Raw genomic sequence first — 26,079 nt, 5'->3', positions numbered from 1 at the left:
CAACCTCGAGGCGAGTCTGGGGGTAGCGGCCGCGGCAAAGGGGGTGGAACGGGGCATAGAGGCGACAGTATCTGCAAGATCGGCGAGGCAGGGCGAGGCACGGCGAGGCACGGCGAGGCACGGCGAGGCACGGCGAGGCACGGCGAGGCACGGCGAGGCACGGCGAGGCACGGCGAGGCACGGCGAGGCACGGCGGGGCGAGACCGGGCGGGGCGGCTTCGAGGGTGGGGTGGGGTGGCGGCTAGCCCAGGACCAGGCCGGGGTCGGGTTCCGGGTCGGGGGTCGGGCCGGGGATCTTGTACTCCTCGGTGAGGGTGGTCATGGGGCCGGGCCAGGTCGCCTGGGACACCTCGATCGGCTTGTGGTGCGCGTCGTACGCGATGTGCAGCAGGTGCAGCACCGGGGTGTCCGGCCGGATCTGGAGGGTCTCGGCCTCCTCCCGGCTCGGCTGGCGGGCGCTGATCGTGTCGGTGGCTGAGGCGTACCGCCGTCCGGTCGCTTCCTCGGCCTCCTGGTAGAGCGGCCGGCCGAACGCCTCGGTGCGCTCCAGCGACGTGCCGGCGGTGTCGCGGGGCAGGAACCAGGAGGCGCCGACTTCGACGGGGGAGTCGTCGGTGCGGACGAGGTGCCGGCGGCAGAGCAGGTTGGTGCCGTCGGACACACCGAAGGCGTCGGCCACCTCGGCGGGGGCGGGGGCGTGCCCCACGGAGACGAGCTGTTGACGGTATCGGGCGGCCAGGTCGGCGTGGTAGCCGCGGAAGCCGCCGTACCGGCCTCGGGAGAGGCGGTTGAGGCGGCGGCGGGTGCCTCGGACGTACGTACCGGAGCCGGGTTTGGTGATCAGGATGCCCTCGACCCGCAGCTGGTCGACGGCGCGTTGCACTGTCTGCTTGGCTACGCCGAACATTTCGGCGATGGCCGGGATGGATGGCAGCCGCTCGCCCGGCCCCCAGTCGCCCCGGCGGACCTGGGCCTTGAGCTGCGCGGCGATCTGTCGGTGCGGGAACTCGGCGGCCCCGGGATTGATCTGCACACTCGCCTCCTTGATCACATCTAGGTTCCTAGGATGCCCTAGCGGGTGTGACGGTGCCACCCCGGACACGCGAAAACGGGCCCCCGGACCACAAAAGGTCCGAAGGCCCGCAGCTGAACAGTGCTACCAGGAACCGGCGGTGGGGCCGGCCGAACCGCCCCGGCGGCGCAGGTACTTCTCGAACTCCTGGGCGATCTCGTCACCGGTCAACGGGGTGATCCCCTCGTCGCCGACCCGTTCTTCGAGCTCGCGGACGTACTCGCCCAGCTCGGCGTCCTGCTCCGCGGCACTGCGCACCCGCTGCTCCCACTCGGCAGACTCCTCGGCCAGGTCGGCCATCGGCACCGGCAGGTCGACGACCTCCTCGACCCGGTGCAGCAGGGCGAGGGTGGCCTTCGGGCAGGGCGGGTTGTTGGCGTAGTGCGGCACGTGCACCCAGAACGAGACGGCGTCCACCTCGGCGCGGGTGCACGCGTCGTGCAGCACGCCGACGATGCCGGTCGGCCCGTCGTAACGGGTGGGGGTGAGCTGGTAGCGCTCGGCGGCCTGCGCGTCGGAGGCGCTGCCGCTGATCGGCAGCGGCCGGGTGTACGGCACGTCGGCCAGCAACGCGCCGAGCAGCACCACCCGTTCCACCTCCAGGCTGTGGCAGATCTCCAGCACCTGCTCGCAGAACGTCCGCCAACGCATGCTCGGCTCGATGCCGCGGATCAGCACCACGTCGCGGTCGGTGCCCTCCGGGCTGGCGACCATGAACCGGGTCGTCGGCCACTCCACCCGTCGGGTCTCCCCGTCCGCCATGGTGATGGTGGGCCGGCTGACCTGGAAGTCGTAGAAGTCCTCCGGATCCAGCTCGGCGATCTGCCGGGCGTTCCAGACCTGCTCCAGGTGCTCGACCGCGGCGGTGGACGCGTCGGCGGCGTCGTTCCAGCCCTCGAACGCGGCGATCGCCACCGGGGACCGCAGCACCGGCAGTCCGTCGAACTCGGTCACGCCGTCACCTCACCCTGCTCGTCGCGGCTGGCGCCGGGACCGCGCCCGGTCGTCATACCGTGTGGCACGGCGGCGTCCCTGTTGTCCTTCACGTCCGCCAGCCTACGTGCAGGGCGAGGGTGCGGCCCGTCGGCCGCGCCGGTCGGCCGCTCCGGCAGCACGTCATACCCGAACGAACCGGACATGGTGATCCCCGTGACACAATATGGGATCGCTCGAGGACGGTCGTGGAGTCCGACCGAATCGCACTAACCTGAATGAGTGCGGACTTCATTGATGGATGTGCTGGCTGATCGCATTCTCATCGCCGACGGCGCGATGGGCACGATGCTCCAGGCCGCGGACCTCACGCTCGACGACTTCGACGGGCTGGAGGGGTGCAACGAGATCCTCAACGTCACCCGCCCGGACGTGGTGCGTGGGGTGCACGACGCCTACCTGGCAGTCGGTGCCGACTGCGTGGAGACCAACACCTTCGGGGCCAACCTCGCCAACCTCGCCGAGTACGACATCCCGCACCGGATCCGTGAGTTGTCCGAGGCGGGTGCCAGGATCGCGCGGGAGGCCGCCGACGCGGCCAGCACCCCGCAGCGGCCCCGGTTCGTGCTCGGCTCGATCGGGCCGGGCACCAAGCTCCCCACCCTCGGGCACGCCCCCTACTCGACGCTGCGCGACGCCTATCAGGAGAACGCCGCGGGTCTGATCGTCGGCGGCGCGGACGCGCTGATCATCGAGACCTGCCAGGACCTGCTCCAGGTCAAGGCTGCGGTGGTCGGGTCGAAGCGGGCGATGGCCGAGCTGGGCCAGTCGGTGCCGATCATCTGTCACGTGGCGGTGGAGACCACCGGCACGATGCTGGTCGGCAGCGAGATCGGTGCGGCCCTCGCCGCTATCGAGCCGCTCGGCGTGGACCTGATCGGGCTCAACTGCTCGACCGGCCCGGCCGAGATGAGCGAGCACCTGCGCTACCTGTCGCAGCACTCCCGCATCCCGCTGTCGGTGATGCCGAACGCCGGCCTGCCGGTCCTGACCGCCGACGGCGCGTACTTCCCGCTGACTCCCGTGGAGCTGGCCGAGGCCCTGGAGCGGTTCATCACCGAGTACGGAGTGGGGCTGGTCGGTGGCTGCTGCGGCACCACCCCGGAGCACATCCGGGTGCTGGCCGAGCGGCTGCACGGCGTCACCGCCCCGGCCCGCGAGCCCCGGCACGAGGCGGGCGTCTCCTCGGTGTACCACCCGGTGCCGTTCGCCCAGGACGCGTCGGTGCTGATGGTGGGGGAGCGGACCAACGCCAACGGTTCGAAGGCGTTCCGGGAGGCGATGCTCGCCGGTGACTGGCGGGCCTGTGTGGAGATTGCCCGCAGCCAGGCGCGCGACGGCTCGCACCTGCTCGACCTGTGCGTCGACTACGTCGGCCGCGACGGCACCCAGGACATGCGGGAGCTGGCCGGTCGGTTCGCCACCGCGTCGACGCTGCCGATCATGCTGGACTCCACCGAACCGAACGTGGTGGAGGCCGGCTTGGAGATGCTCGGTGGCCGCTGTGTGGTCAACTCGGTGAACTTCGAGGACGGCGACGGCCCCGAGTCGCGGTACGCGCGGGTGATGCCGATCGTCCGTGAGCATGGCGCGGCGGTGGTGGCGCTGCTCATCGACGAGGAGGGCCAGGCCCGTACCCAGGAGTGGAAGGTTCGGGTCGCGGCGCGGTTGATCGACGACCTGACCGGTCGGTGGGGTGTGGACCGCTCCGACATCCTGATCGACGCGCTGACCTTCCCGATCGCCACCGGCCAGGAGGAGACCCGCCGCGACGGCATCGAGACGATCGAGGCGATCCGGGAAATCTCCCGCCGCTACCCCGGTGTCAACTTCACACTGGGCATCTCGAACATCTCGTTCGGGCTCAACCCGGCGGCCCGGCAGGTGCTCAACTCGGTGTTCCTGCACGAGTGCGTGCAGGCCGGCCTGACGTCGGCGATCGTGCACGCCAGCAAGATCCTGCCGATGTCGAAGATCCCCGACGAGCAGCGGAAGGTCGCCCTGGACCTGGTCTACGACAGGCGTCGCGAGGGGTACGACCCGGTGCAGCGGTTCCTGGAGCTCTTCGAGGGCGTCGACGTGACCAGCGCCCGGGCCAGCCGCGCCCAGGAGTTGGCGGCGCTGCCGCTGGACGAGCGGCTCAAGCGGCGGATCATCGACGGTGAGCGCAACGGCCTGGAGGCCGACCTGGACGAGGCGATGGCCGGCGGTCGCTCCCCGTTGTCGATCATCAACGACATCCTGCTGGACGGCATGAAGGTGGTCGGTGAGCTGTTCGGCTCCGGCCAGATGCAGTTGCCGTTCGTGCTCCAGTCCGCCGAGGTGATGAAGACCGCTGTGGCCTACCTGGAGCCGCACATGGAGACCGCTGAGGACGGCGGCAAGGGCCGCATCGTGCTCGCCACCGTCCGCGGCGACGTGCACGACATCGGCAAGAACCTGGTCGACATCATCCTGTCCAACAACGGCTACGAGGTGGTGAACATCGGCATCAAGCAGCCGATCAGCGCCATCCTGGACGCCGCCGAACAGCACCGCGCCGACGCGATCGGCATGTCCGGGCTGCTGGTGAAGAGCACCGTAATCATGAAGGAGAACCTGGCCGAGATGGCCACCCGCGGGGTAGCGGAGCGTTGGCCCGTCCTGCTGGGTGGGGCGGCACTGACCCGCGCGTACGTCGAGGACGACCTGCGGTCGATGTTCCCCGGGCAGGTGCACTACGCGCGGGACGCGTTCGAGGGTCTGTCCCTGATGGACCGGGTGATGACCGCCAAGCGTGGCGGCGCCCCGGTGATCGACCCCGAGCGGGAGGCGGCTCTCGCAGCCCGGCGGGCCCGCCGGGAACGGCAGCGCTCAATGGTCACCACGTCGCTGCCGGAGCTGCACGACTCCTCGGTCCGCTCCGACGTGGCCGCCGACGTGGCGGTGCCCACCCCGCCGTTCTTCGGCACCCGGGTCGTCAAGGGCGTGCCGATGGCCGACTACGCGGCGCTGCTCGACGAGCGGGCCACCTTCTCCGGGCAGTGGGGGCTGCGCGGCGTCCGGGGCGGCAGCGGACCCTCCTACGAGGAACTGGTCGAGACCGAGGGCCGGCCGCGGCTGCGGTACTGGCTGGACCGGCTGATCGCCGACCAGGTCCTTGAGGCAGCAGTGGTGTACGGCTACTTCCCCGCGTACTCCGAAGGCAATGACCTGGTGGTGCTCGACGAGAACGGGCACGCGGAGCGCGCCCGGTTCTCGTTCCCCCGGCAGCGGCAGGAGCGGCGGCTCTGCCTGGCGGACTTCTTCAGGCCCCAGGGCGACCAGCTCGATGTGGTGGCGTTGCAACTGGTCACCGTAGGCCAGCCGGTCAGCGAGTACGCGGCGAAGCTGTTCGCCCGCAACGAATACCGCGACTACCTGGAGGTGCACGGGCTCTCCGTGCAGCTCACCGAGGCTCTCGCCGAATACTGGCACCAGCGCATCCGCGCGGAGATGACACTGCCCGACGGTCGTCCGCTGGGGCACGACGACCCGGCGGACCTGGCCGGCATCCTGCACAACGACTACCGGGGCTGCCGGTACGCGTTCGGCTACCCGGCCTGTCCCGACCTGGAAGACCGGGCGAAGATCATGGATCTGCTCGGCGCGGACCGGATCGGGGTCGAGCTGTCCGAGGAGTTCCAGCTCATGCCGGAGCAGGCCACCGACGCGATAGTGGTCCACCACCCGGAGGCCAACTACTTCAACGCCAAGTAGCTGGCGCAGATGGCCTGACCTGCACCTGAGGTCGTCCGGAAGGCCGCTGCCGGGCCGCGCGGCCACGAGCCCGCGCGGCGTAGGGGAGCGCATGCCGGCCGCGTCGGCGAACTGGCGGCCGCCGGTGGCGGGGTTGCGGTTACTCGCCTCCGGCGGGGGTGCTCGGCCTCCGAGAGGGTTACAACCCCGTCGGCGTGTTGCGGTCCGTGGGTGGTTGCGCGAGCCATCCCGCCTGCCACCAAACCGGGGCAGGCCGAGCACACCCTTGCGCGCTTCTGCGATCGTTGGCGGCAGACGTCATGTGCCGTTTGTATCGGCCCTTGCGGGTTCGAGGCAGGTTTGGATGGTCAATGATTGTTCTTGTCCAGCAGCTTCCAGCGTTAGTCGGCGTGATTGTGGGAGCCCTCGCGTCTTACCTCGTTAGCAGCGCAGGAGAGCGAGCACGATGGCGACGCAGCCAGCGGGTCCGCTGGGACGAGAGCCGCATGCGGGTGTATGCCGAGTATGGCGGCGCGGTCAAGCGGTGGGCCTACCTGTCATGTCGCATCGCGGCAGCACGAGGATTCGACCACTCCGCGGCCCACCTGGCCCCGGAAGAAGGGCTCCCGCTCTTGGCCGCTGCGGAGGATGATCGTGGAGCGCGGTGGGAATCGATGCTGCTATTGGGCAGCCCGGAGACTGTTACTGCCGCACGTGATTGGCATCAAGCTGTCCACCGTCTCGATTGGTACGCGCGAGGGCGGTTGACGGATGCCGAGCAGTGGCGGCCGGCAATTCAGGAGATGGAGAAGTGCCGCGACAAGTACTACGAATGTGCACGAAACGACCTTGGTGTAGGTGGTGGAATGTTGCCGCCGCCGGCATGGCCTCCTCGTTGGGTTCCCAAGATCGGGGCTGATGCAGCAACCCGAGGTTGAAGCCCGCAGTGCAGGCGGTCGACGGGGCCTTGATGCTCTCCCCGCAGCAGTGACGGCCGGCGGCGAACAGGCCGAGCGCACGAGCGGCGGCGTGAGTGTGCGTCAGGCCGGGATGGTGGGGTCGGCTCGATAACCAGTTGCGTCTCCGGGCACCGCTGATGCAGCGTACGGGCATGATCAATTCTGCTCGACTGCTTGCGGCCTACGACGAACAGCTTCGGACTGACGCCGAGACGCCGAGCGCGGTTTCAGTCACCCGACACGGGCCACTGCGTCTCGTGACCTTCGCGGGTGGTCGTGGGTTTGTCACCTACCGCGATCTCGGTGGGGTGGACGCCGATACGATTCGTCGGCTCGTCCCCGAGGCGCTCGCTCACTACCGGGCAGATCCTGAGATCGGGCGGGTCAAGTGGAAGGCGCGTGGGCACGATCATGCGCCGGGGTTGCACGAGGCGTTGCTGGAGAATGGGTTCACTGCGGATGAGCCTGAGTCGATCATGATTGGCGAGGCGCGGCTGCTGGCCGTTGACGTCTCGCTGCCCGAAGGCGTGACACTGCGTCGGGTCAGCGAGGAGGCGGACGTCCGCGCCATGAGTGCGATGCAGGACGAGGTCTTTGGGGACCCGGTCAGCGATGACATGGCGAACGCCCTCCTGCGCCGCCTGGCCCGCGATGACGGGATGGAGTTGTGGGTTGCGGAGGCGGAGGGACGGATCGTCAGCGCCGGCCGGCTGGAGCCGCTGCGGGGGACCGACTTCGCCGGGATCTGGGGCGGCGCGACGCGAGCGGAGTGGCGCGGCCGTGGGATCTACCGCGCGTTGACGGCGGCGCGGGCCCGCTCGGCACTCCGTATGGGCAAGACACTCATCAACAGCGACTCGACCGAGTACTCGCGCCCGATCCTTGAACGCTACGGTCTGATCAAGGTGTCGACGACGACGCCCTACAACTGGCAGCGGTGATCGCCCTTCTCACGGCCCCACGTGGTCCCATCCCATCGCAGCGGGTGTCCATCCCACGTGCGCAGATGACACGCTGTGCGGATGCGACAGGTAACCGTGCTCGGCAGTTCCGGTGCCTTCCCCGAACCAGGCCGTGCCTGTAGCGGCTTCGCTGTGGACTGGGACGGCTACCGCTTGGTGCTTGACCTGGGCTACGCCACGCTGCCGCGGTTGCTCAGGCACTGGCCCGATGGTGCGGTGGACGCCGTCGTCATCACCCACGAGCACCCGGATCACTGCGTCGACCTGCACGGTCTGTTCAGGATGCGGTTCTACGGTCAGCCGGGCGGGCCACGGCTGCCGTTGTACTGCCCGCCCGGCGTGCTCGACCGGCTCGGCGGCCTGGAGCCCGATGTCGACCTGCACGCGGTCTTCGACCTGCACCCACTACCCGGCAGCTACCGGGTCGGGCCGTTCGACCTCACCGGGCTGTCTCTGCCGCACTTCGTGCCCAACGCCGGCATCCGGCTTCAGGCCGACGGAATTGCCGTGGCCTACTCGGGGGACACGGGGCCGACTCCCGCGTTGGCCGAACTGGGCCGTGGCGCCGACCTGTTCATCGTCGAAGCGACGGACTACGAGGGCGAGGCCAGCCGTCCCACCCGAAACCTCATGACCTCCACCGAGGCCGGTGTGTGGGCTCGCCGCGCGGGTGCCCGCCGCCTGATGCTCACCCATTTCTGGCCCGGCAACGACCGGGCAGCCGCGGTGGCCGCCGCGCAGGTGGAGTTCGACGGTGCGGTGCTGGCGGCCGAGGAAGGGCTCACCCTGATGCTTGGAACACCAGACAGCTGACCTTCCTCTGTCGCACCGTGCGCGACTGCCCGTCGAGCGGCAGGCTCAATGACGTCGGAGCGCAGTCACTCGACGAATGTGCCATCCGCATTCATGATCTCGTCTCGCACCAGCGGTACGAAGGCCGACCGGGTCCCGTCATCCACGGCGACCGACATGCGGATGCGCCCATCGCCGTCATCAAGGGCGTGGCTGACCACGTGGTACCGCTTGCCGTCATCGCCGATGGCGTGGCGTACGTCCCTGTCATCGAGCATCGCGCACCAGTCGCGGTAGTTGACGCGTCGCCATTCAGCCAGGCGCACCTCGGCGAGCCCTGCCGCCGACTCGTTCTTCAGCTCCATCTGCTCAGCCTCTCAGCCGCGTTGTGGCCGTTAGCTTGTAGTAGTAGCAAGACAGCGGCACGAGCTGGAATGCCGAGTCCCCAGGTTGATCGGCACGAGTACGCCGACCAGGACGTGCTGGAGGAAGGCATCGTCTTTGGGCAGCGAGCCCTCCGTTCAGATGTCGAGAACGGCCGGGCGGGTCCGTCCTCGGGGAGGATGCGGTCACCGTGACCGCACCAGAGCAGGGAGATCCAGCATGGCGATCCAGCGGATGGACAACGTCCTCATCGTTGTCGAGGACCTCGACGTGGTCATCGCGTTCTTCGTCGAGCTCGGCATGGAACTGGAGGGGCGGGGGCCGGTCGAGGGGCGGTGGGTGGAACGTGTCATCGGGATCGATGACGTCCGGCAGGAGGTCGCGATGCTGCGGACCCCGGACGGCCACGGCAAGGTCGAGTTGGCGATGTTCCACCGACCGACGGCAATCGGCGCGGAACCGAAGAACGCGCCGGCGAACACGCTGGGCATTCGACGGATCATGTTCGCCGTCGACGACATCGAGGACGTGATCACTCGGCTGCGCGGCCACGGCGCCGAACTCGTGGGGGAGTTGGAGCGGTACGAGGACGCCTACCGGCTCTGCTACGTCCGCGGCCCCGAGGGCATCCTCGTCGGACTGGCCGAACAGCTCACCTGAGACTCTACGCAGCTAACTACGGATCCGGCTCGCGGCCCTTCACCGCGGCGTCTCCGGCATAGCCACGTGCATTCCGAAAATACGGGCTTAATCAGCCGATCCGTCAGGTCGACCGGATGCTTGCCCTGCTGGCCGGTCCATCCGTCGCATTCGAATTCGTCCAGTTCGGCAGTTCGTACCGCCCGCACACGTTTGAGCCTGTCGCACAAGTCGATGAGATGACGTGTGATCACCGAGGCCATCGGCGTGATCCCACCTTGTGGTCGCATTTCGAAACGGACTTTGGCCTGTCCAGCATTCGAGATCGACCCCTCGTAAGTCCTGGATGGACCGTGTCTGGACGAGCCACCGGAGCGATCTTCGGAGCGTTCGGATCTGGTCCACACGACCCTGCCCGTCACCTAGCGGACGCCCCTTGAACAAACTTTGTGGGAAGCTTGAATCTGCTGGTGGGAGCAGGTGCGAACAGCGGGGGCTCATGGTCGCGCAATTCAGGCTGCTGGGCGATGTCGAGGCCTTCATCGACGGCAATGCGATTGACCTGGGGCATGTCCGTCAGCGATGCGTGCTGGCAGTTCTACTGGTCGAGGCGAACAAGGTCGTTCACGTAGACCAGTTGCTCGACAGGGTGTGGGTGGACCGGCCGCCGCAACGTGCACACGGTGCGCTCTACAGTTACCTCTCCCGGTTACGGCGCTGTCTGCGGAGCGCCGACGACGTCGCCATCGTCCGGCAACAGGGCGGTTACCTGCTCAAGGTCGATCCCATGATGGTGGATCTGCACCGTTTTCAGGAGTTGGTCTCCCGCGTCCGGCTCGCGGTGGACGACGACGACGCGCTGCGGCAGTTCGACGAGGCGATCGGGCTATGGCGCGGTGACCCGTTCGCGCGCCTGGACACCCCCTGGTTCAACACCCTGCGTACCGCTCTGCGTCAGGCGCGGCTGGCCGCCGAGCGCGACCGTACCGACATCGCCCTGCGTCGCGGTCGGCATTCGGCGTTGTTGTCCGAGCTGTCGCGTGAACTGGCCGAACAGCCATTGGACGAGCGTCTCGCCGGCCAGCTCATGCTGGCGCTGTCCCGCTCCGGTCGACAGGCGGAAGCCCTCGAGCAGTACCAGCAGATCCGGCAACGCCTGGCCGACGTGTTGGGCATCGACCCGGGGCGTGACCTGCAGGAGCTGTTTCTCCGGATCCTCCACGGCGATCGTGAGTTCGCCGCCTCGGCCGTGGTGCGGGCATCTACGGAGCCGGCCACGGCTCATCCGCCCCGGCAACTGCCACCGCCGCCGGCGCACTTCGCTGGACGGGCTCGTGAGCTGGCGGCGCTGACCCAAGCCGTGGACCGCCAGCCCGAGAGCGGGCCCGTCATCATGACTGTCGCGGGGATGGGTGGGATCGGTAAGACCTGGCTCACGTTGCGGTGGGCCCACGACAATCTGGACCGGTTTCCCGACGGACAGTTGGCTGTCAACCTGCGCGGCTTCGAGCCCACCGCGGAGGCGCTGCCATCGGCGGTAGCGCTACGCGGCTTCCTCGACACCCTCGGTGTACCGCCCGATTCGGTGCCGCTGGATCTGGACGCGCAGGTCGGGTTGTACCGCAGCCTTGTCGCCGGTCGGCGAATGCTGATCGTGCTCGACAACGCCCGCGACGCCGAGCAGGTCCGTCCGTTGCTGCCCGGTGTCGCGGGCTGCGTGGTGGTGGTGACCAGCCGACAGCAGTTGTCCGGCTTGGTGGCGGTCGAGGGCGCCCACCCGGTCACGCTCGACCTCCTCAGTACCGCTGACGCCCGGGAGTTGCTGGCACGTCGACTCAGCGGCGACCGGGTGGAGTCCGAACCGCAGCCGGTGGACGACATCGTCGAGCGGTGTTCCGGGTTGCCGCTGGCGCTGGCGATCGTGGCGGCCCGCGCGGCGACCCAGCCCGAGTTTCCGCTCGCCGCGCTCGGCCGGGAATTGGCCGAACTGCAGGGCGGCCTTGACGGCTTCTCAGGCAGTGGGGACCCGGCCACCGACCTACGGTCGGTGTTCTCCTGGTCGTACCGCGCGCTCGGCGAGCCGGCGGCGCGGCTGTTCCGCCTGCTTGGGCTGCACCCCGGGCCGGACACCTCGGTACGGGCTGCCGCCAGCCTCGCCGCCGTGCCGGAACGGCAGGTACGTGGCATCCTCGCTGAGCTGAACCGGGCGCAGCTTCTGGTGGAGTGGGCGCCAGGTAGGTACACCTGCCACGACCTGCTGCGGGCTTACGCGGCGGAACTGGTCGAGTCGGAGCCTGCGGAGGTACACCGCGACGCCCTGCACCGGATCGTGGAGCACTACCTCCACAGCGCTCAGTACGCCGACCGGCGGCTGTCCCCGCTGCGGAATCCGAGCGAGCCGCCGCCGGTCCAGGTGGGCGTTCAGCCGGAGGAGCCAGCGGACAACGCCCAGGCGTTGTCCTGGTTCGCCGAGGAGTACGCCGTGCTCAGGCAGGTGGTCGAGCTGGCCGCCAGGCACGGGCTCGACCGGTACGTCTGGCAGCTCGCCGGGGCACTGACCACCTTCCTGAGCCGCCGGGGCCACTGGGAGGACCTCATCGCCGTGCAGAACCGCGCGTTGGCTGTCGCCGAGCGCAATGGTGACCGGGCGGCGCAGGCCCAGGCGCACCAGGACATCGTTCCCGCCTACTCGGAGACGGGCCGGCTCGAGTTGGCCCGGGCTCACCTGGAACGCGCACTGATGTTGTTGGACGAACTTGCCGACCGGGTCGGCCAGGCGCACGCGCTGTTGACATTGAGCTGGGTCAGCGACAAGGAAGGCGATCAGGCGGCAGCGTTGCGCCATGACCGGCACGCGCTGAGACTGTTCCGCGACAACGGGCATCAGGCAGGCGCGGCCCGCGCTCTCAACGCGCTCGGTTGGGATCACGCAATGCTCGGGGAATACCAGGAGACGATCCGCTACTGCCAGCAAGCTGTCGTCCTGCAACGTCAGCTCGGGGACCGGACCGGCGAGGCGAACAGTTGGGACACGCTCGGCTATGCCCATCACCATCTCGGTCACTACCAGCGGGCGGCCCGCTGTTACCGCCGGGCGCTGAAACTCAACCGGGAACTGGGACACCGCTACAACGAGGCGGAGGCCCTACGGCACCTGGGTGACACCCAGCAGGCCCTCGGCCACCCGGAGGCGGCCAACCTCTGCTGGCTGCGCGCCCTGGAAATCCTCACAGCGATCGGGCATCCGGAGGTCGAACAGGTCCGCGACAAGCTCGCCGCGAGTCAGGGCGTGCCTGCCGATGCTCGCCCGCGGTCGGCTGGCTTCGCGAGGCTGCCAGCCGACCCGACTGCGTTGACCAAACCTCGCTGAGCAGACAGCCAGGTCAATCCACGGGAACGGCTTCTCTTCGTTGTTCGGGCAACAGTTCGGTCGGTATGCCGGGCCCGGCTGGCAGCCGGTCGGAGGTACCGGTCGCGGTCACCTTTTCGTCGGCGAGCACCACGACCCGGTCGGCGGCCCGAATCGTCGAACTCCGGTGCGCGATCATCAGCACGCTGCATGAACGCGAGATGTTCCGCACCAACTCCGCCAACCCTGCCTCGTTGGCCGCGTCCAGATGCGCGGTCGGCTCATCGAGCAGCAGCAACCGAGGTCGGGGCAGCAACGCGCGAGCGATCGACACCCGCTGGCGTTCCCCACCGGAGAGCATGCTGCCGTGCTCGCCCACCTGGGTGTCGAGCCCGTCAGGCAGTCGGTCCACCACTTCGTCGAGGTTGGTCACCCGGAGCACTTCGGCGAGCTCATCCTCGTCGGCATCGGGGTGGGCGTACGTGAGATTGTCACGGAGGGTGCCGGCGAGCAGCGGGCACTCCTGCTGGACATACCCGACCGTCGACCGCAGTTCGTCGACCGGCATCGACGCGATGTCCCGGCCGTCAAGCAGGATCGTTCCCCGGGACGCCTCGTAGAAGCGCTCGACCAGGGCGAAGATGGTGGTCTTGCCCGCACCGGACGTACCAACGAGAGCCACACTGGTATGCCGCGCGACGTCGAACGACACCCCCCGCAGCACCTCCCGGCCCGGACCGTAGGAGAAGTGGACATCGCGCAGTTCCAGGGCCGGCGTCTCTGGTCCGGCAATCGAAGCGGGCGGCCCGTTCCCGTCGTCGGCACCGTCCCGCTCGACGTCGGCGGTCTGCTCAAGGTCGAGCCCCATGGTCTCGTGGATGCGTTGCAGAGCAGCCATCCCCTTCTGCACGGCGCTTCCCCCGGCGAAGACGGCGACCAACGGGACGAGCAGGAACGACACGTACAGGAGGAAGGCGACGAACTGGCCGATGTCCAGGTGGCCGGAGGCGACGCGAGCACCACCGAGACCGAGTACGAGAAGGAATGAGCCGTTGGCGCTCAGGGACACGGCCGGAACGATCATCGCGTCCAGCCGAGCCACCCGGATGCCCGCGTCATACGCCTCCCGGGCTCGTCCACCGATCCGTTCGGCCTCGCGATCCTCGGCCCTGGCGGCGCGAACCGTCCGCATCGCCGCCAGGGCACGCTCGAGATCGGCGAGAAGCAGACCGATTCGCCCCTGCGCGTGTTCCGACCAGCGCCTGATCCCGATCATCACGAACGCGAGAATCGACCCGCCCAGGGCCACCGACGCGACCGCGAAGACGAACAGGAACCAGTCGAGCCAGAGCATCAGCGCTACCGCACCTGCCAGTGACGCCACGCCGATGACCGCGTTGACGATCCCGTTGGCCACCACTGCCCGTAGCAGGGTGGTGTCGGTGCCGACCCGGGACAGGAGGTCACCGGTGCGGAGTTGGTCGTACTCCCGCATCGGCAGCCGCAGCAGCCGGTCGGTCAGACCGAGTCGCAGCCGTAGCACCAGCGCCTCGCCGCCGCGTTGCAACAGGAAACTCTGCACACCCGAGATCGCTGCGGCGGCGAGGAAGAGGAGGACCAACCAGATCGCGAGTGACGTGACCGGTTGGCCGAGCAGCATCGCGTTGATCGTGCGCATGGCCAGCAGCGGCTGGACCAGGGCGAGACCGGCCGACACGATGCCGAGGACGGCCGCCACCAGCAGTACCGGCCGTTGTGGGCGGAGCAGGCCGAGCAGCTCACGCAACGGCACCGCGACGGGATCTGTCGGAGGCACCGGGCCGGCCTCCAGAAGGTTACGGCGGATATCGGTACGCACTGTGGGACTCCCTGGGTTTGACGAATGGACAGGGCGGGCGCGCTCGGCGCGTCCGGAACCTCAGGCGGCGGATGTCGCCGATACTCGCCGAGCCTCGGCCGGCGCCTCCTCGCTGACCCGCCGCCGGCCGGAGTCGACGCCGAGCAGCGGCGCGCTGAGCACGACGAGGTTGTAGAGTGCGTGCGCGACCAGGGCGGCAACGATCCCGATCTCGATGGCCACGAGCCCCAATGACACGCCGATGAGGGTCAGTTCGGCGAATCGGATCCACCGCGGACGGACCATGCTGCCGCTGTGCGTACCGGCCCACAGCAGCGCGGCGACCAGGGCGGCGAGCAACGGCTGACCGGTCAGCCAGAGGACGACCGGCACCGCGAGAAGCCGGAAGACCGCCTCCTCGCCGATCGAACTCTGCGCGGTCAGCGAGAGCACGTGGGGCAGGTCCATTCCGACCGTACGCAACGAGCGCCGGTCCGGGTTCGGAGACACCCGGGCGAGTCCCGTCCGACGCAGGAGCGCGTACCCGGCCGCGGCGAGTCCCAGCCAGATCGCTGCCAGGCAGGCGCCCCAGATCAGTTGCCGACCGAGATTCGAGGTTGTGGGAATCCCGACCCGCTGGGCGACCAGCGATCCGGCCAGGGCGGCGACCACCACCACGGCACTCATGGTCACCGCCGTCACCGCCGACGTGAGCGCGTTGATCGCCCTGAAGGCGGCCCAGGACTGCGTCCCCTCGTAACCGTGCACCGCTGTGTACCGGAACCGGTCGCCTTCACCGAAGAGGACCGCCAGCAGGACCGGCACCGCCAACAGTGCGGCCAACGACGCCTGCGCGGTACCACCGGCGAACGCGAGGAGGGCCACCCCGCCGACCAGTGCCAGCACCGAGCCGAGCAGCGCCCCCGCGCCGGCGAGGACTTCCCGCTGCTCGGCCCGCTCGAGTGCCGGTACCTGCTCGTTGGTCAACTCCACCAGGGAGTCGACGCGCAGCACTGTCGCGCCGAGTGACTCCACCTCGAACTCGATCCGGACGTCCGGACTGGTCGCCCGGAACCGGCGGGTACGCTCGGTCGACTCATCCTCACGGGTCCAGTACCCGGCGCCCACCGGCTCCGCCCCGGCCCAGACCCCGTCGCGGACCCCCAGCCGCTGTCGCAGCCCCGTGTCGTCGCCAGTGTCCGACGCCGGCCCGACGTCGGCGGCCCGATCCGCGCCGTCGTCGGTCGCGGCGTCACGCGTGCGAACAGGTACGACACGGTCGACCACTCGACCGCGCAGATCACCGGCGAGTTCGAAGAGCACCACCTCGCCCCGGGGTGAGAGTCCGACCAGGACGCTGCCGTCGGCGCCAATGAAGCGGACCCGCCAGGAGCCCTGTAGACCCCACCCGTTGAGGAACGCCCGTTGCCGGCCGACGAGCCCGAGGTGGTGCAGCCGGTCGACGATGCCATCGAAGTGCAGGACGGCGAAGGAGCGCCAGCCCGTGGTGTCGAGACCGCAGAGGCGCCATACCGTCGCCGCGGCCTGAACCGTTGCGGCAGCGGCGTCCATCACCGGGGGCATCGGCTCGGTGGGGTACGCCCGGGTCCGTAGGACGATGAAGAGCGCACCGAACAGCAGTCCGATAACGGCCAGAACGACACTCTCAGTCATGACCGCACCCCGAGCCGCAGCGCGCCGTACCGCAGCAGCCGCTGGTCGCCGCGTCCCCACGGATCGACGGCCCCGGCGTCAGACCGAACGGCAGGTCGACGTCTTCGGTGGGATTCAGCCGCTGGATACAGCGGCAACCGCGGGCAGTGGACCGGACGGCGGCCAGCCGACCAGGTTCCCCGATCAGCTCGAGTGGCTCGGTGAGGATCCGACCGAGGGACTCCGCCTCGATCTGGCACGGGGTCACCTGGCCATCGGCGCGGACGTGCCAACTCAGGTAGCCGGGGGTGAGGAACTCGACGGGCAGCCCGATCGGCGCCAACTGCTCACCGAGATCCACGCACTGGTCCCAGCCCAGCGCCTCGAGGTTGAGGTGGCGTGTCTCCTGGAACTGCCGGATCACATCCGCGACCTGATCCGGTGTCAGTCCGAACCCGTCCTGGTCGCCCCTGCCCACCGGTACCACCCGACCTGCCCGGAACAGTCGGGCGCCGGCGCTGTCCACGTCGGAGACGACGGCGGCGACGTCCCGGTAGTTCGCGGGGGTCACCGTCATCGCGACGATCACGGGTATCCCTGCTGCGGTTAGGCGTCGCATCGTGTGCAGCGACTCGTTGTAGGCCCCGGCCCGGCCCCGGATGAGATCGTGCCGTTCGGCGCGTCCGTCGATGCTGATCTGGGCCCGGATGTTGCCGCAGGCGGCCGCCATCGCGACCAGTTCGTCGGACCAGTGCAGGCCGTTGGTGAAGATGTCGACGTGGTCGACCAGCGCGCTGGCGGTCGCCAGGATGCGGCGAAAGTCCCGGGCGATGGTCGGCTCACCACCAGTGAGGGTCACGGCCGCGATGCCGGACTGGGCCAGCCGCTCCAGCACCTTGACCCAGTCGTCGGCGGTCAACTCGCCGGGCAGGGCGGCTCCGGAGCTCGCGTAACAGAACGAACAGCTGAGGTTGCACCGGTTGGTGAGTTGGAGCGACGCCAGCAGCGGCAGGTACGCGTCGGTCGAGCCAGACACCCGCAGGGGCTGGTCGAGCGCCCCGTTGAGCCAGGAGGAGGTCAACCACGACCCGCTCAGTGCCTCGACCATCTCCGCCTGAACCTCGTCCGGGTCACGGCGGGAGGTGCCGGCCCGGATCCGGGCGGTGCGGGACACACTGCGCGTCCGTGCCAGTTGAAGGGCGATCTCCAGCGCCTCGCTGGACAGTCGTACGTAGTTCAGGCTGTTGCGGTCCACCAACAGTCCACCGACGGGTTGCAGGTGGATGCCCCAGTCAGGCGATGGTGGGTCAGCGGTGCCGGCGACCGAGTCACCGGAGGCGTGGGAAAGCGCGGTTGTCATAAGGGGTTCCCTCAGGATTGGCCGGCCGTCGGCTTGGCGGCTGCGTCGGCACCGTGTTGGTCTGGACCGGCGGATTTCGTCGTCTGGAGAGGTGCGGCCCCGACCGTCCGGAGCGGGCGTCACGCCCGCTCCGGACGGTCGGTCGGAATCGGTCACATGGCCTGCGAGTACGGCGGCGGCCCCAAGCACGCCGCGACGAACGGCGCCCAGCCGCTGGCCCAGCAAATGCCGCAACCCACGGACTTGATCATCGGTTCGGCCCGCTTCTCCGAGCCGAGTCGGTTGAGCGTGCTGCTCGACTTCTGCATGTCAATCACCCCCTTCCCGGATCACTCGGTCGACATCCCCGGAACAGTGCGACCCGTGACGAACCGCTCCGCAGCGGGCCATCCAGCGCCCGACTCCTCGCGAGCGAGACGAACCTCTGATCCGGGCCGCGCGTCGCCCGGATCCCCCCGTGTCGGTACTGTTCATCGGGGCCGTGACCGCAAATGTGCCGGGCGACCATGCAGCAGATCTGCAACTAACCTTGAATCGACTGACCAGCAGGGTGTCTACGGCTAGCGCCGCACATGGGGTCATGCGCCGAGTGCGAGGCCCCGATTCGGCCACTGTTGGTTAGGCTTCCGCCATGTTCCGTGCGGCCCGGTCGGACGACTTCGAGCAGATCATCGGCCTCTACCGGCAACTGAACCCCGACGATCCGGTGCTGCACGACGGATCTGACGTCGCGGCCTTCCAGCAGATCCTGGGCTCGCCGGCGCTGCATCTCTTCGTCCTCGACGTGGATGGAGTCGTCGTCGCCACGACGTACCTCAACGTGATCCCGAACCTCACCCGGTCGGCGTCGCCGTACGCGGTCATCGAGAACGTCGTCGTCGAGGAGTCGCGGCGCGGCACCGGCCTGGGGCGGCTGATCATGGCCGGCACACTCCAGGCCGCCTGGGATGCGGGCTGCTACAAGGCGATGCTGATGACGGGTTCGCGCACGCCTGCGACGCACGCCTTCTACCGGGCCTGCGGGTTTTCACCCGACGCCAAGAGCGCATATCTGGCCCGACCGTCGCAGCGAAGGCCAGGCTGCTAGGCAGCGGGGAAGGTTTCGCGCAGCGCCGGGTCCAGCGGCCGGCCGCTCGTCGGTTCGATGAACAGGTCGGCGAGCAGCAGGTCGGCGAGGTAGGTGGGGTTGATGCCCGACTCCTTGCGGCCGAGGGACTGTAGCGCGCCGCCCAGTCGCAGGGCGGCCTTCGCGGCGCCGGACGGCAGGCGACGGACCCGGCGGGGTCGGCCCACCGCGTCAGCGATGCGGGCGATCATGTCGTGCCAGCTGAGGTTCTCGTCGGCGACCGGGAGGTCCGCGCCGCTGGCCTGCTCCAGGGCGTCGACAGCGACCTCGGCCACGCTGTGGGCGGAGGCGGCGGCGCTGCCGCCGGTCGGGGCGAGCAGCGGGGTACGCGAGCGGGCCCACCGGTCCAGCGGACCGGCCCAGTTGGGCAGTCGGTCGCCGGCCCGACCGAAGACGAAGGGCAGTTCGAGTACGGCGACCGGCAGGCCGTCGCCGGCTGCTGCCCGCCCTTCGCGGGCCTGCTCCAGGCGGCACCTGATGTACGTGTGCCGTTCGGCGAGGCGCCACTGCGGGTGGAGCCGGTCGAAGTAGGTGTAGTAGGAGCCCATCACGACGCCCCGGGTGAGACCTTCGAGGCGGGCGGCGGTGAACAGGCGTACCACCGGGTCGACGTTGTCACTGCGGAACTCGGCATAGATCGGCTTGGGCAGCGGCCGCTGCTCGTCGGTGCGGGTGGCGTAGACGACGCCGTCGTGGCCGGCGAGCAACGGCCGCAGTTGCTCGATCGAGGCCGACCCGACATCGAGCAGATGGTCGACGCCGGGCTGGGCGGTACGCGCCACGGTGGTCGCGACGTGGCCACGCCCCCGGAGAACGTCCACGACGTGAGCGCCGATCAGGCCGCTGCCACCCACCACAAGAATGCGCACGGTGCATCGTCCACTCTGGAGGCAGGCCTTTGTCAAGCGGCTGCGCCGCGATTCGACCAGAATGGCACCCGGAGGTGATCGAGCGTGGTCGACCAGGAGAGCGTGCCCAAGCTGTGTTCGGTGGTGCTCGACTGCACCGATGCGAGGGCGTTGGCGGAGTTCTATCGACAACTACTGGGCTTCGTCTACCGGGCCGGTGACGAACCGCCAGCGGCCGGCCAGGCCGACGAACGCGGCAGTGACTGGCTGGTGCTGCGGTCACCCGGTGGTGGACCCCAGATGGCGTTTCAGCAGGTGGAGCATTTGCCGGAGGCTACCTGGCCGACGAACACAGTGCCCCAGCAGCTGCACCTGGACCTGACCGTGGAGTCCGTCGAGGAGTTGCTGGTCCAGCATGAGCGCGTGCTGCGCCTCGGCGGCCGGCTGTTGTACGACCGGATCGACGACCCGGACGAGCCGCTGCGCGTGTACGCCGACCTGGCCGGGCATCCCTTCTGCGTCCTCGTCGGCTGAGTGGGTTGCCGTCACGTTGCCGGAGCGCAGGTTGACAACGGGCGAGGATGACGTCCGCAACCCCGACGTTCGCATAGGTTCGAGGTACGCAACACCATCGCTGTGAAACGGGGTTGAGGATGCCGGAACCGCGCGCCTTCTGGCTGGACGAGCAGTTCGACCGTGAGCACGGCACCGACGGGCGCGGCCGGTACGAGGCCGAGTTGTTTCGTCGGATCGACGAGTTCGGCGACACCTGGGGTGACTTCGCGCCCGTCGCGTTCGCGGTGACCGCCTGGCGGCTGGCCGCCGAGCTGTCGCCGGGCTTCGTCCGCTGGCACCGGCGGATCATCTCGGCGACCTGCGCGCGCAGCCCGTGGGACGGCAGCCTGGTCTGCGCGGTGACGGTGGCCTCGCGCTGGCCGGCCGAGCTGACCTGGACCAAGCAGTGGCAGCGCGACCGTGGTTGGCAGGACTGGCCCCGGTTGTTCGGCCAGTTCACCACGCCCACCGAGGAGGACCGGACGCGCCGCCCGCACCTGCGCGCGCTGCTGCAGGTGGAGGCGCCGGTCCCGCTCGACGACCTGCCGCCGACGCCCGACGGTCCGGACGACGAGGTCGCCGCAGCGGCGCGCCGGGCAGTGGCGGTGGTGGCCCGCGAGCTCAACGACCTCCTCGCGCCGATGATCGGGCAGCTCGACGCCGGAGTGCCGGCGGACTCCTGAGTTGCGCGCTCGCCGGTAGGGTCGTCGGCGTGGATCTGGACGATATCGCCGCCCGGCTCGCAGTGCCCGTCGAGGAGGTCGACCGCGTGCACCGGCTCGCCGGTGACCGGCCGTCAGCTCCGTTGCCAGCCGCTGCCGACGCGCCCGCCATCCTCGACCGGCTCGCCGTGCGGCCGGACGACGCCGCCGAAATCATGGCGGGCTGGCCCGACCCCGACTCTCCGCACTGGACTCCGGAGCTGCGCTGGCTGCTCGACCGTTCGATCGCCCTGGTCCGCGCCGACCTCGCCGGCTACGACTGGCTGTCGCCCGGCCCGGAGCTGCCGCGAGAGCGAGGGCCCGCCTGGCGGCACCTCTACGTGTACGCGTACCTGGCCCTGGTCGACGTGGTGCGCGGTTACCACGGCGACCACGGCGTCCCCGATGCCGTGACCTGGGTGACCCTTGCTGACCTGGGCCGCAACCTCGCTGTCGACCGACGGATGCGCGGCGAGGGTTGGCCGATCATGCAGAGCTGGCTGACGCTGCACTCGCGCGGCAGCGTCTACGAGCTGGGTCGGCTGCAACACCAGCGCGGTGACGGCGCCATCGGCCTGCACGTACCCGAGTCGGGGCCGTTGACCCCGGAGGCGATCGAGGCGTCCCTCGACGAGGCCCGCGCGTTCTTTCCCCGGCACTTCCCCGACGAGCGCTACACAGCGTTCTCCTGTGCCTCGTGGCTGCTCGACCCGCAGCTGCGCGACTACCTTCCCGAGGACTCCAACATCGTGCGGTTCCAGCGCCGGTTCGAGCTGGAGCCCTACGACGAGTCCGCGGGGCCGGACGCCGACATCGAGGTGCTGCGGTTCGGGTTCCGGACCCTGACCACGCCGCTCGACGAACTGCCACGCCGCACTGCGCTCCAGCGCGCGATCATCGACCACCTGCGGGCCGGTGGCCACTGGCACTGGCGCCACGGTCGCTTCCCGATCTAGACACCCGCGTTCCACCACGCGCCGTTGGCGGCCGCCTGGCCTGCCGGTTCGATGACTTCCCACACCTGCGCGATGAGTCCGTCGGCGATCCGCAGCACGTCGACCACCACGATCTCCGGCCCTCCGTCGGGGAGTCGGCGTCGTGAGTGCACCACGACGTGGTCACCGTCGGCCAGCAGGTGCAGGATGTCGACCCGCATGCCGGCGGTCGGGCCCACTGCGGCGCGAACCGCGGCGAGCCACTGCGCCCTGGTCGAGGTCGTCGAATCCGACCGGTGATGGGTGAAGTCCTCGCTCAGGTACGAGGCGAGCGTGTCGACGTCTCCGGTGTCGACAAGCCCCGCCAACGCACGTCCGACGATGCTCTTGTTCTCGGTGGTCATGGCCGCAAGTGTTTCCCCGGCCTCGTGCGCTTGTCGATGACATCGCACTTCATGGCGCCCGGAGCGACGATGAGTAGGCTCATGATCATGTATGCGGTCGGGGAACTCCTGCGGCAGTGGCGCAAGCGCCGAGGGCTCAGCCAACTTGACCTGGCGATCGCCGCGGATGTCTCGGCTCGGCACGTCAGCCTGGTCGAGACCGGCAGGTCCACGCCGAGCGCCGACATGATCATCCGGCTCGCCGACCAGCTCCACGTGCCGCTGCGTGACCGCAACCAGCTGTTGCTCGCCGCCGGCTTCGCACCCCGGTACGCGCAGCGCCCGCTCGACGACACCGCCCTGTCGGGCGCCCTCGACGCGGTCCGCAGGGTGCTCCAGGCGCACGAGCCGTATCCGGCGCTGGTCTTCGACCGCCGGTGGAACATCGTGCTCACCAACAGCGCCGTCGACCCGTTCTTCGCGTACGCGGCGCCCGACCTGTTGCGCCCACCGGTGAACCTGGTTCGGCTGGGTCTGCACCCGCGCGGGCTCGCACCCCTGGTCGTCAACCTGGCGGACGTGCGGGCGGTGTTCCGCAGCCGGATCTCGCGTCAGCTCGCCGCCGCTCCCGACGCGGAACTCGCGGCGCTCTACGACGAACTGCTGAACCCGCTGCCCGAGGAGCCGCCGGACCAACGGGTCGACGCCGACGTGGTGATCCCGATGATCCTGCGGATCGGTGGGCGCGAGCTGCGGCTGTTCTCGACCATCACCACGTTCGGCACGCCGATGGACATCACCATCGAGGAGATCGCTGTGGAGTCCTACTACCCGGCGGACCAGCAGAGCGCCGCCTACTTCACACGGTAGGGCCCGGCCTGGTCAGCGACCAGACCGGGCCCCACCACTCGTTCGTCAGCCCGTGGTCAGGATGAACCTCTCCCAGGAGCCAACCGAGGCGCGGTTGGCGATGAGCGATCCCGCCCCGGCGTTCTCGGCGGCCACGATCTGGTTGTTGATCGTGGCGCGCAGACTGACCGTTCCGTCGGAGTTGTTGATGAGCTGGAAGGTCTCCCACGCACCCACGGACGTGCGGTTGGCGATCAACGGCTCCGCGCCCGCGTTCTCCGCGGAGACGTAGAGCCCGTTGGCGCGCGACCGCAGGGCGATGTTGCCGTTGCCGGCGTCCACCCGGTCGAACTGCTCGGTCGTGCCGACGCTGGCCTTGTTGGCGATCAGTGCCGTGGTGCCGACCGCCGACACGTACTGGCTGTTGACCTGCGCCCGCAGGGTGCTCGCCGGTGCGCTGCTACCGGTGCCGGTCGCGAAGGTGAACGCGTCGACGTCGAACAGGTAGCCCGACCCACCCTTGAAGACCAGGTACAACGTCGTCGACGCGGTGGGTGGGTTGCTGATCGTGCCGGACGCCTCGACGAAGGTCTCCCAGTTGCCCGTCACCGGCACCGTGACGGTGCCCAGCAGGCTTCCGGTGGCCGACCCGGCCCGGACCTCGATGGTGCCACCGGCGCCGGCCGACGACGCCCGTACCGTGATGCGGTTGGCGTTGGACAGGTTGTACGGCTGGTAGGAGATCCAGTCGTTGTTCTCGATGAACCCGGCCGTGCGGCCACCCTCGGCGCTGGTGTGGTCGGTGGCCTGGACGCCGGACTGGGCGCCGAAGTGCTCACCCTGGCGGTGCTTCGGTTGCAGGGTCTTGATGCTGTGCGTGGTCAGCCCGCCGTTGTCGGTGTACGCGGCGTCGAACACCCCGTAGATGTTGGCGGCCGAGTCATGCTCACCGTCGGTCGGCAAGGTGATCGAGCCACTGCACCCGGTCTTCGAGGTGATCTGGTGGGCGTGGCTGTCGTGGCCCAGCGCGTACGTCAGGCTCACCTTGGAGCAGTCGATGGTGCCGTCCTGCGGGTCGCTCACCGAGATCTGGTAGGGCACCGTGTCACCGAAGGTGAACAGTTGCCCGTCGCTGGGCGCGGTGAGGGACACCGTCGGTGCGGTGTTGCCCACGGTGACGATCAGGCTCGCCGTGCCGGACAGGCCGGTCGGGTCGGTGACCTTCAGGGTGGGGCTGTACGAGCCGTTCGTGGTGTACGTCTTGGTGGGGTTCGCCGCCGTCGACGTGGTGCCGTCGCCGAAGGTCCACAGGTAGCTGAGCGCGCCGCCCTCGGGGTCGGAACTGCCGGCCGAGGAGAAGTTGACGGTCAGCGGGTTGGCCCCCGACGTGGGGTTGGCCGAGGCGACAGCGATCGGGTTGCGGTTGCCACCACCGATGTACTCGATCCGGAACAGCGCCTGGTTGTTCGAGCCGGTGCCGTAGTCCAGCACGTAGAGCGCGCCGTCCGGGCCGAAGGCCATGTCCATGACCTGCGTGCCGCTCCACGGGAAGTTGGAGATCTCCCCGCGCGAGCCGTCGGAGTTGACCTTGATGGCCTTGATCCAACGGCGGCCGTACTCGCCGGCGAAGAACTGGCCGTCCAGCGACTGCGGGAACTTGATGCTGGAGTTGAGCGAGGCGTTGTACCGGTAGACCGGCCCGCCCATCGGCGACTCCGAGCCGCTGCCGAACTCCGACGGCGAACCGGAGTCACCCGCGTACTTGATCCAGGCCGGCTTCGCCGCGGGCAACGTGCCGAGCCCGGTGTTGCGGAACGAGTTGTTCGTCGGCCCGCCCGTGCAGTTGTACTTGGACTGCGACGGCCCGGACGGGAAGGTGTATTCATTGTATGTTTCGGTGCTCGTGTTGCTGCCGGTGCAGTACGGCCAGCCGAAGTTGCCGGGCGCCGCGATGCGGTTGAACTCGACCTGACCCTGGGGGCCCCGGCTGGAGTTCGTGCTTCCCGCGTCCGGGCCGTAGTCGCCGAGGTAGACGACGCCGGTCCCCTTGTCGACGCTCATCCGGAACGGGTTGCGCAGACCCATCGCGTAGATCTCGGGACGGGTGTTGGCCGTGCCGGGCGCGAACAGGTTGCCTGACGGGATCGTGTACGTCCCGTCGGCCTGCGGCTTGATCCGCAGCAGCTTGCCCCGCAGGTCGTTGGTGTTGCCCGCCGAGCGCTGGGCGTCGAACTGCGGGTTGCGGTTGGTCCGCTCGTCGAGCGGCGCGTAGCCGGACGACTCGAACGGGTTGGTGTCGTCGCCGGTGGTCAGGTACAGGTTGCCGGCGGCGTCGAAGTCCAGGTCACCGCCGACGTGGCAGCACTGCCCACGGTCATTGGCGACCTGGAGCACGATCTTCTCGCTGCCCAGGTTGAGCGTGTCGTCGCTGTTGAGGGTGAACCGCGACAGCCGCAGGTGCCCCTTCCACCGGTCCCAGTCAGACTGCGAACCGGTGGTCGGGGCGTCCCCGGACGGGGTGCTCAACGTGGGCGAGTAGTACAGGTAGATCCACCGGTTGGTGGCGAAGCTGGGGTCGACGGCGACGCCCTGCAACCCCTCCTCGTCGTGGGTGTAGACCGACAGGGTGCCGGAGACCTTGGTGTTGCCGGCCACGTCGGTAACCCGTAGGACACCGTTGCGGGCGGTGTGCAGCACCGAGCGGTTGGGCAGAACGGCCAGGGACATGGCCTCACCCAGCTCGCCCGAACCGGTGGCGAGCTTGACCTGCTGATAGTCGGAGGCGGGAATCACCGCAGCCTGCGCGGTGGACGGTGCAGCCACAGCGAGGGCCGCGCTTGCGACGGTGAGAACCGCCGCGAAGAGCGCCCGGGGCCAGCGCCGGGGATACGAGAGCATGATCGTCCTTTCTCGACGACCGGGGGACGGGCGCGCGGGGGCGCGCCACGACCAGGTGGTGGTGGAG

The 26,079-nt window shown here is 69.2% G+C and carries 20 protein-coding genes; 10 read left to right on the top strand and 10 right to left on the bottom strand.

The window, feature by feature from the left end:
* Positions 1–241: 241 nt before the first annotated feature.
* Both MED01_RS32960 and MED01_RS32955 read right to left on the bottom strand, forming a co-directional pair.
* On the bottom strand, positions 242–1,033 hold the full coding sequence (locus MED01_RS32960) for a GntR family transcriptional regulator (protein ID WP_238672347.1): 792 nt from the start codon (positions 1,031–1,033) through the stop codon (positions 242–244).
* A 123-nt stretch (positions 1,034–1,156) separates the two neighbouring features.
* On the bottom strand, positions 1,157–2,026 hold the full coding sequence (locus MED01_RS32955; RefSeq protein WP_030332815.1) for a PAC2 family protein: 870 nt from the start codon (positions 2,024–2,026) through the stop codon (positions 1,157–1,159).
* Positions 2,027–2,302: 276 nt separating this feature from the next.
* Here MED01_RS32955 and metH point away from each other — a divergent pair, with 276 nt between their 5' ends.
* The 3 genes from metH (at position 2,303) to MED01_RS32940 (ending at position 8,516) form a co-directional block, all read left to right on the top strand.
* Positions 2,303–5,803: a methionine synthase gene (metH, locus tag MED01_RS32950; protein ID WP_274526649.1), complete on the top strand. Its 3,501-nt coding sequence runs from the start codon at positions 2,303–2,305 to the stop codon at positions 5,801–5,803.
* Positions 5,804–6,893: 1,090 nt separating this feature from the next.
* Positions 6,894–7,682, top strand: a complete 789-nt coding sequence (locus MED01_RS32945; RefSeq protein WP_238672345.1) for a GNAT family N-acetyltransferase — start codon at positions 6,894–6,896, stop codon at positions 7,680–7,682.
* An 81-nt stretch (positions 7,683–7,763) separates the two neighbouring features.
* The gene (locus tag MED01_RS32940; RefSeq protein WP_238672344.1) at positions 7,764–8,516 is read left to right on the top strand and encodes an MBL fold metallo-hydrolase; all 753 of its coding nucleotides are present in this window, start codon (positions 7,764–7,766) and stop codon (positions 8,514–8,516) included.
* Positions 8,517–8,581: 65 nt separating this feature from the next.
* On the opposite strand, the gene MED01_RS32935 is transcribed toward MED01_RS32940, so the two are convergent.
* Positions 8,582–8,860, bottom strand: coding sequence for a hypothetical protein (locus MED01_RS32935; protein ID WP_238672343.1), 279 nt, complete (start codon positions 8,858–8,860; stop codon positions 8,582–8,584).
* Between the two features lie 238 nt (positions 8,861–9,098).
* Between MED01_RS32935 and MED01_RS32930 the strand changes: the two genes are divergently transcribed.
* Positions 9,099–9,539, top strand: coding sequence for a VOC family protein (locus tag MED01_RS32930; RefSeq protein WP_238672342.1), 441 nt, complete (start codon positions 9,099–9,101; stop codon positions 9,537–9,539).
* Between the two features lie 478 nt (positions 9,540–10,017).
* Positions 10,018–12,888, top strand: a complete 2,871-nt coding sequence (locus tag MED01_RS32925) for an AfsR/SARP family transcriptional regulator (RefSeq protein WP_238672341.1) — start codon at positions 10,018–10,020, stop codon at positions 12,886–12,888.
* 13 nt (positions 12,889–12,901) lie between these two features.
* On the opposite strand, the gene MED01_RS32920 is transcribed toward MED01_RS32925, so the two are convergent.
* From MED01_RS32920 to MED01_RS32905, 4 genes are all read right to left on the bottom strand, one after another.
* A complete protein-coding gene (locus MED01_RS32920) occupies positions 12,902–14,725 on the bottom strand; it encodes an ABC transporter ATP-binding protein (protein WP_238672340.1) in 1,824 nt (607 codons plus the stop codon).
* A 60-nt stretch (positions 14,726–14,785) separates the two neighbouring features.
* Positions 14,786–16,378, bottom strand: a complete 1,593-nt coding sequence (locus MED01_RS32915) for a CPBP family glutamic-type intramembrane protease (RefSeq protein WP_238672339.1) — start codon at positions 16,376–16,378, stop codon at positions 14,786–14,788.
* Entirely contained in the window at positions 16,371–17,717 is a 1,347-nt protein-coding gene (gene skfB / locus MED01_RS32910) for a sporulation killing factor system radical SAM maturase (protein WP_238672338.1), read from the bottom strand. The genes MED01_RS32915 and skfB overlap by 8 nt, the downstream gene beginning before the upstream one ends.
* A 152-nt stretch (positions 17,718–17,869) precedes the next feature.
* Entirely contained in the window at positions 17,870–18,025 is a 156-nt protein-coding gene (locus MED01_RS32905) for a hypothetical protein (RefSeq protein ID WP_238672337.1), read from the bottom strand.
* A gap of 323 nt (positions 18,026–18,348) precedes the next feature.
* Between MED01_RS32905 and MED01_RS32900 the strand changes: the two genes are divergently transcribed.
* The gene (locus MED01_RS32900; protein ID WP_238672336.1) at positions 18,349–18,804 is read left to right on the top strand and encodes a GNAT family N-acetyltransferase; all 456 of its coding nucleotides are present in this window, start codon (positions 18,349–18,351) and stop codon (positions 18,802–18,804) included.
* Here MED01_RS32900 and MED01_RS32895 read toward each other — a convergent pair.
* Entirely contained in the window at positions 18,801–19,712 is a 912-nt protein-coding gene (locus tag MED01_RS32895) for an NAD-dependent epimerase/dehydratase family protein (protein WP_238672335.1), read from the bottom strand. The two genes, MED01_RS32900 and MED01_RS32895, sit on opposite strands and share 4 nt — an antisense overlap.
* Before the next feature lie 84 nt (positions 19,713–19,796).
* Here MED01_RS32895 and MED01_RS32890 point away from each other — a divergent pair, with 84 nt between their 5' ends.
* The 3 genes from MED01_RS32890 (at position 19,797) to MED01_RS32880 (ending at position 21,903) form a co-directional block, all read left to right on the top strand.
* Complete coding sequence (locus MED01_RS32890; protein WP_238672334.1) at positions 19,797–20,225, top strand: VOC family protein; 429 nt, start codon at positions 19,797–19,799, stop codon at positions 20,223–20,225.
* A gap of 119 nt (positions 20,226–20,344) precedes the next feature.
* A complete protein-coding gene (locus tag MED01_RS32885; protein ID WP_238672333.1) occupies positions 20,345–20,929 on the top strand; it encodes a hypothetical protein in 585 nt (194 codons plus the stop codon).
* A gap of 29 nt (positions 20,930–20,958) precedes the next feature.
* Positions 20,959–21,903, top strand: coding sequence for an acyltransferase domain-containing protein (locus MED01_RS32880; protein ID WP_238672332.1), 945 nt, complete (start codon positions 20,959–20,961; stop codon positions 21,901–21,903).
* On the opposite strand, the gene MED01_RS32875 is transcribed toward MED01_RS32880, so the two are convergent.
* Positions 21,900–22,286, bottom strand: coding sequence for a nuclear transport factor 2 family protein (locus MED01_RS32875; protein WP_238672331.1), 387 nt, complete (start codon positions 22,284–22,286; stop codon positions 21,900–21,902). The genes MED01_RS32880 and MED01_RS32875 overlap by 4 nt on opposite strands.
* A 69-nt stretch (positions 22,287–22,355) precedes the next feature.
* On the opposite strand from MED01_RS32875, the gene MED01_RS32870 reads away from it, so the two are divergent.
* Entirely contained in the window at positions 22,356–23,135 is a 780-nt protein-coding gene (locus tag MED01_RS32870; RefSeq protein ID WP_238672330.1) for a helix-turn-helix domain-containing protein, read from the top strand.
* A 45-nt stretch (positions 23,136–23,180) separates the two neighbouring features.
* On the opposite strand, the gene MED01_RS32865 is transcribed toward MED01_RS32870, so the two are convergent.
* Positions 23,181–26,012, bottom strand: coding sequence for a PQQ-dependent sugar dehydrogenase (locus MED01_RS32865; RefSeq protein WP_238672329.1), 2,832 nt, complete (start codon positions 26,010–26,012; stop codon positions 23,181–23,183).
* Positions 26,013–26,079 lie beyond the last annotated feature (67 nt).

Origin of the sequence: Micromonospora alfalfae (genome assembly GCF_022230925.1) — a bacterium.
GTDB classification, from domain to species: Bacteria; Actinomycetota; Actinomycetes; order Mycobacteriales; family Micromonosporaceae; genus Micromonospora; species Micromonospora alfalfae.
Note: the sequence above shows the minus strand (reverse complement) of the source record. Positions and strands in the feature narration are given on the sequence as shown.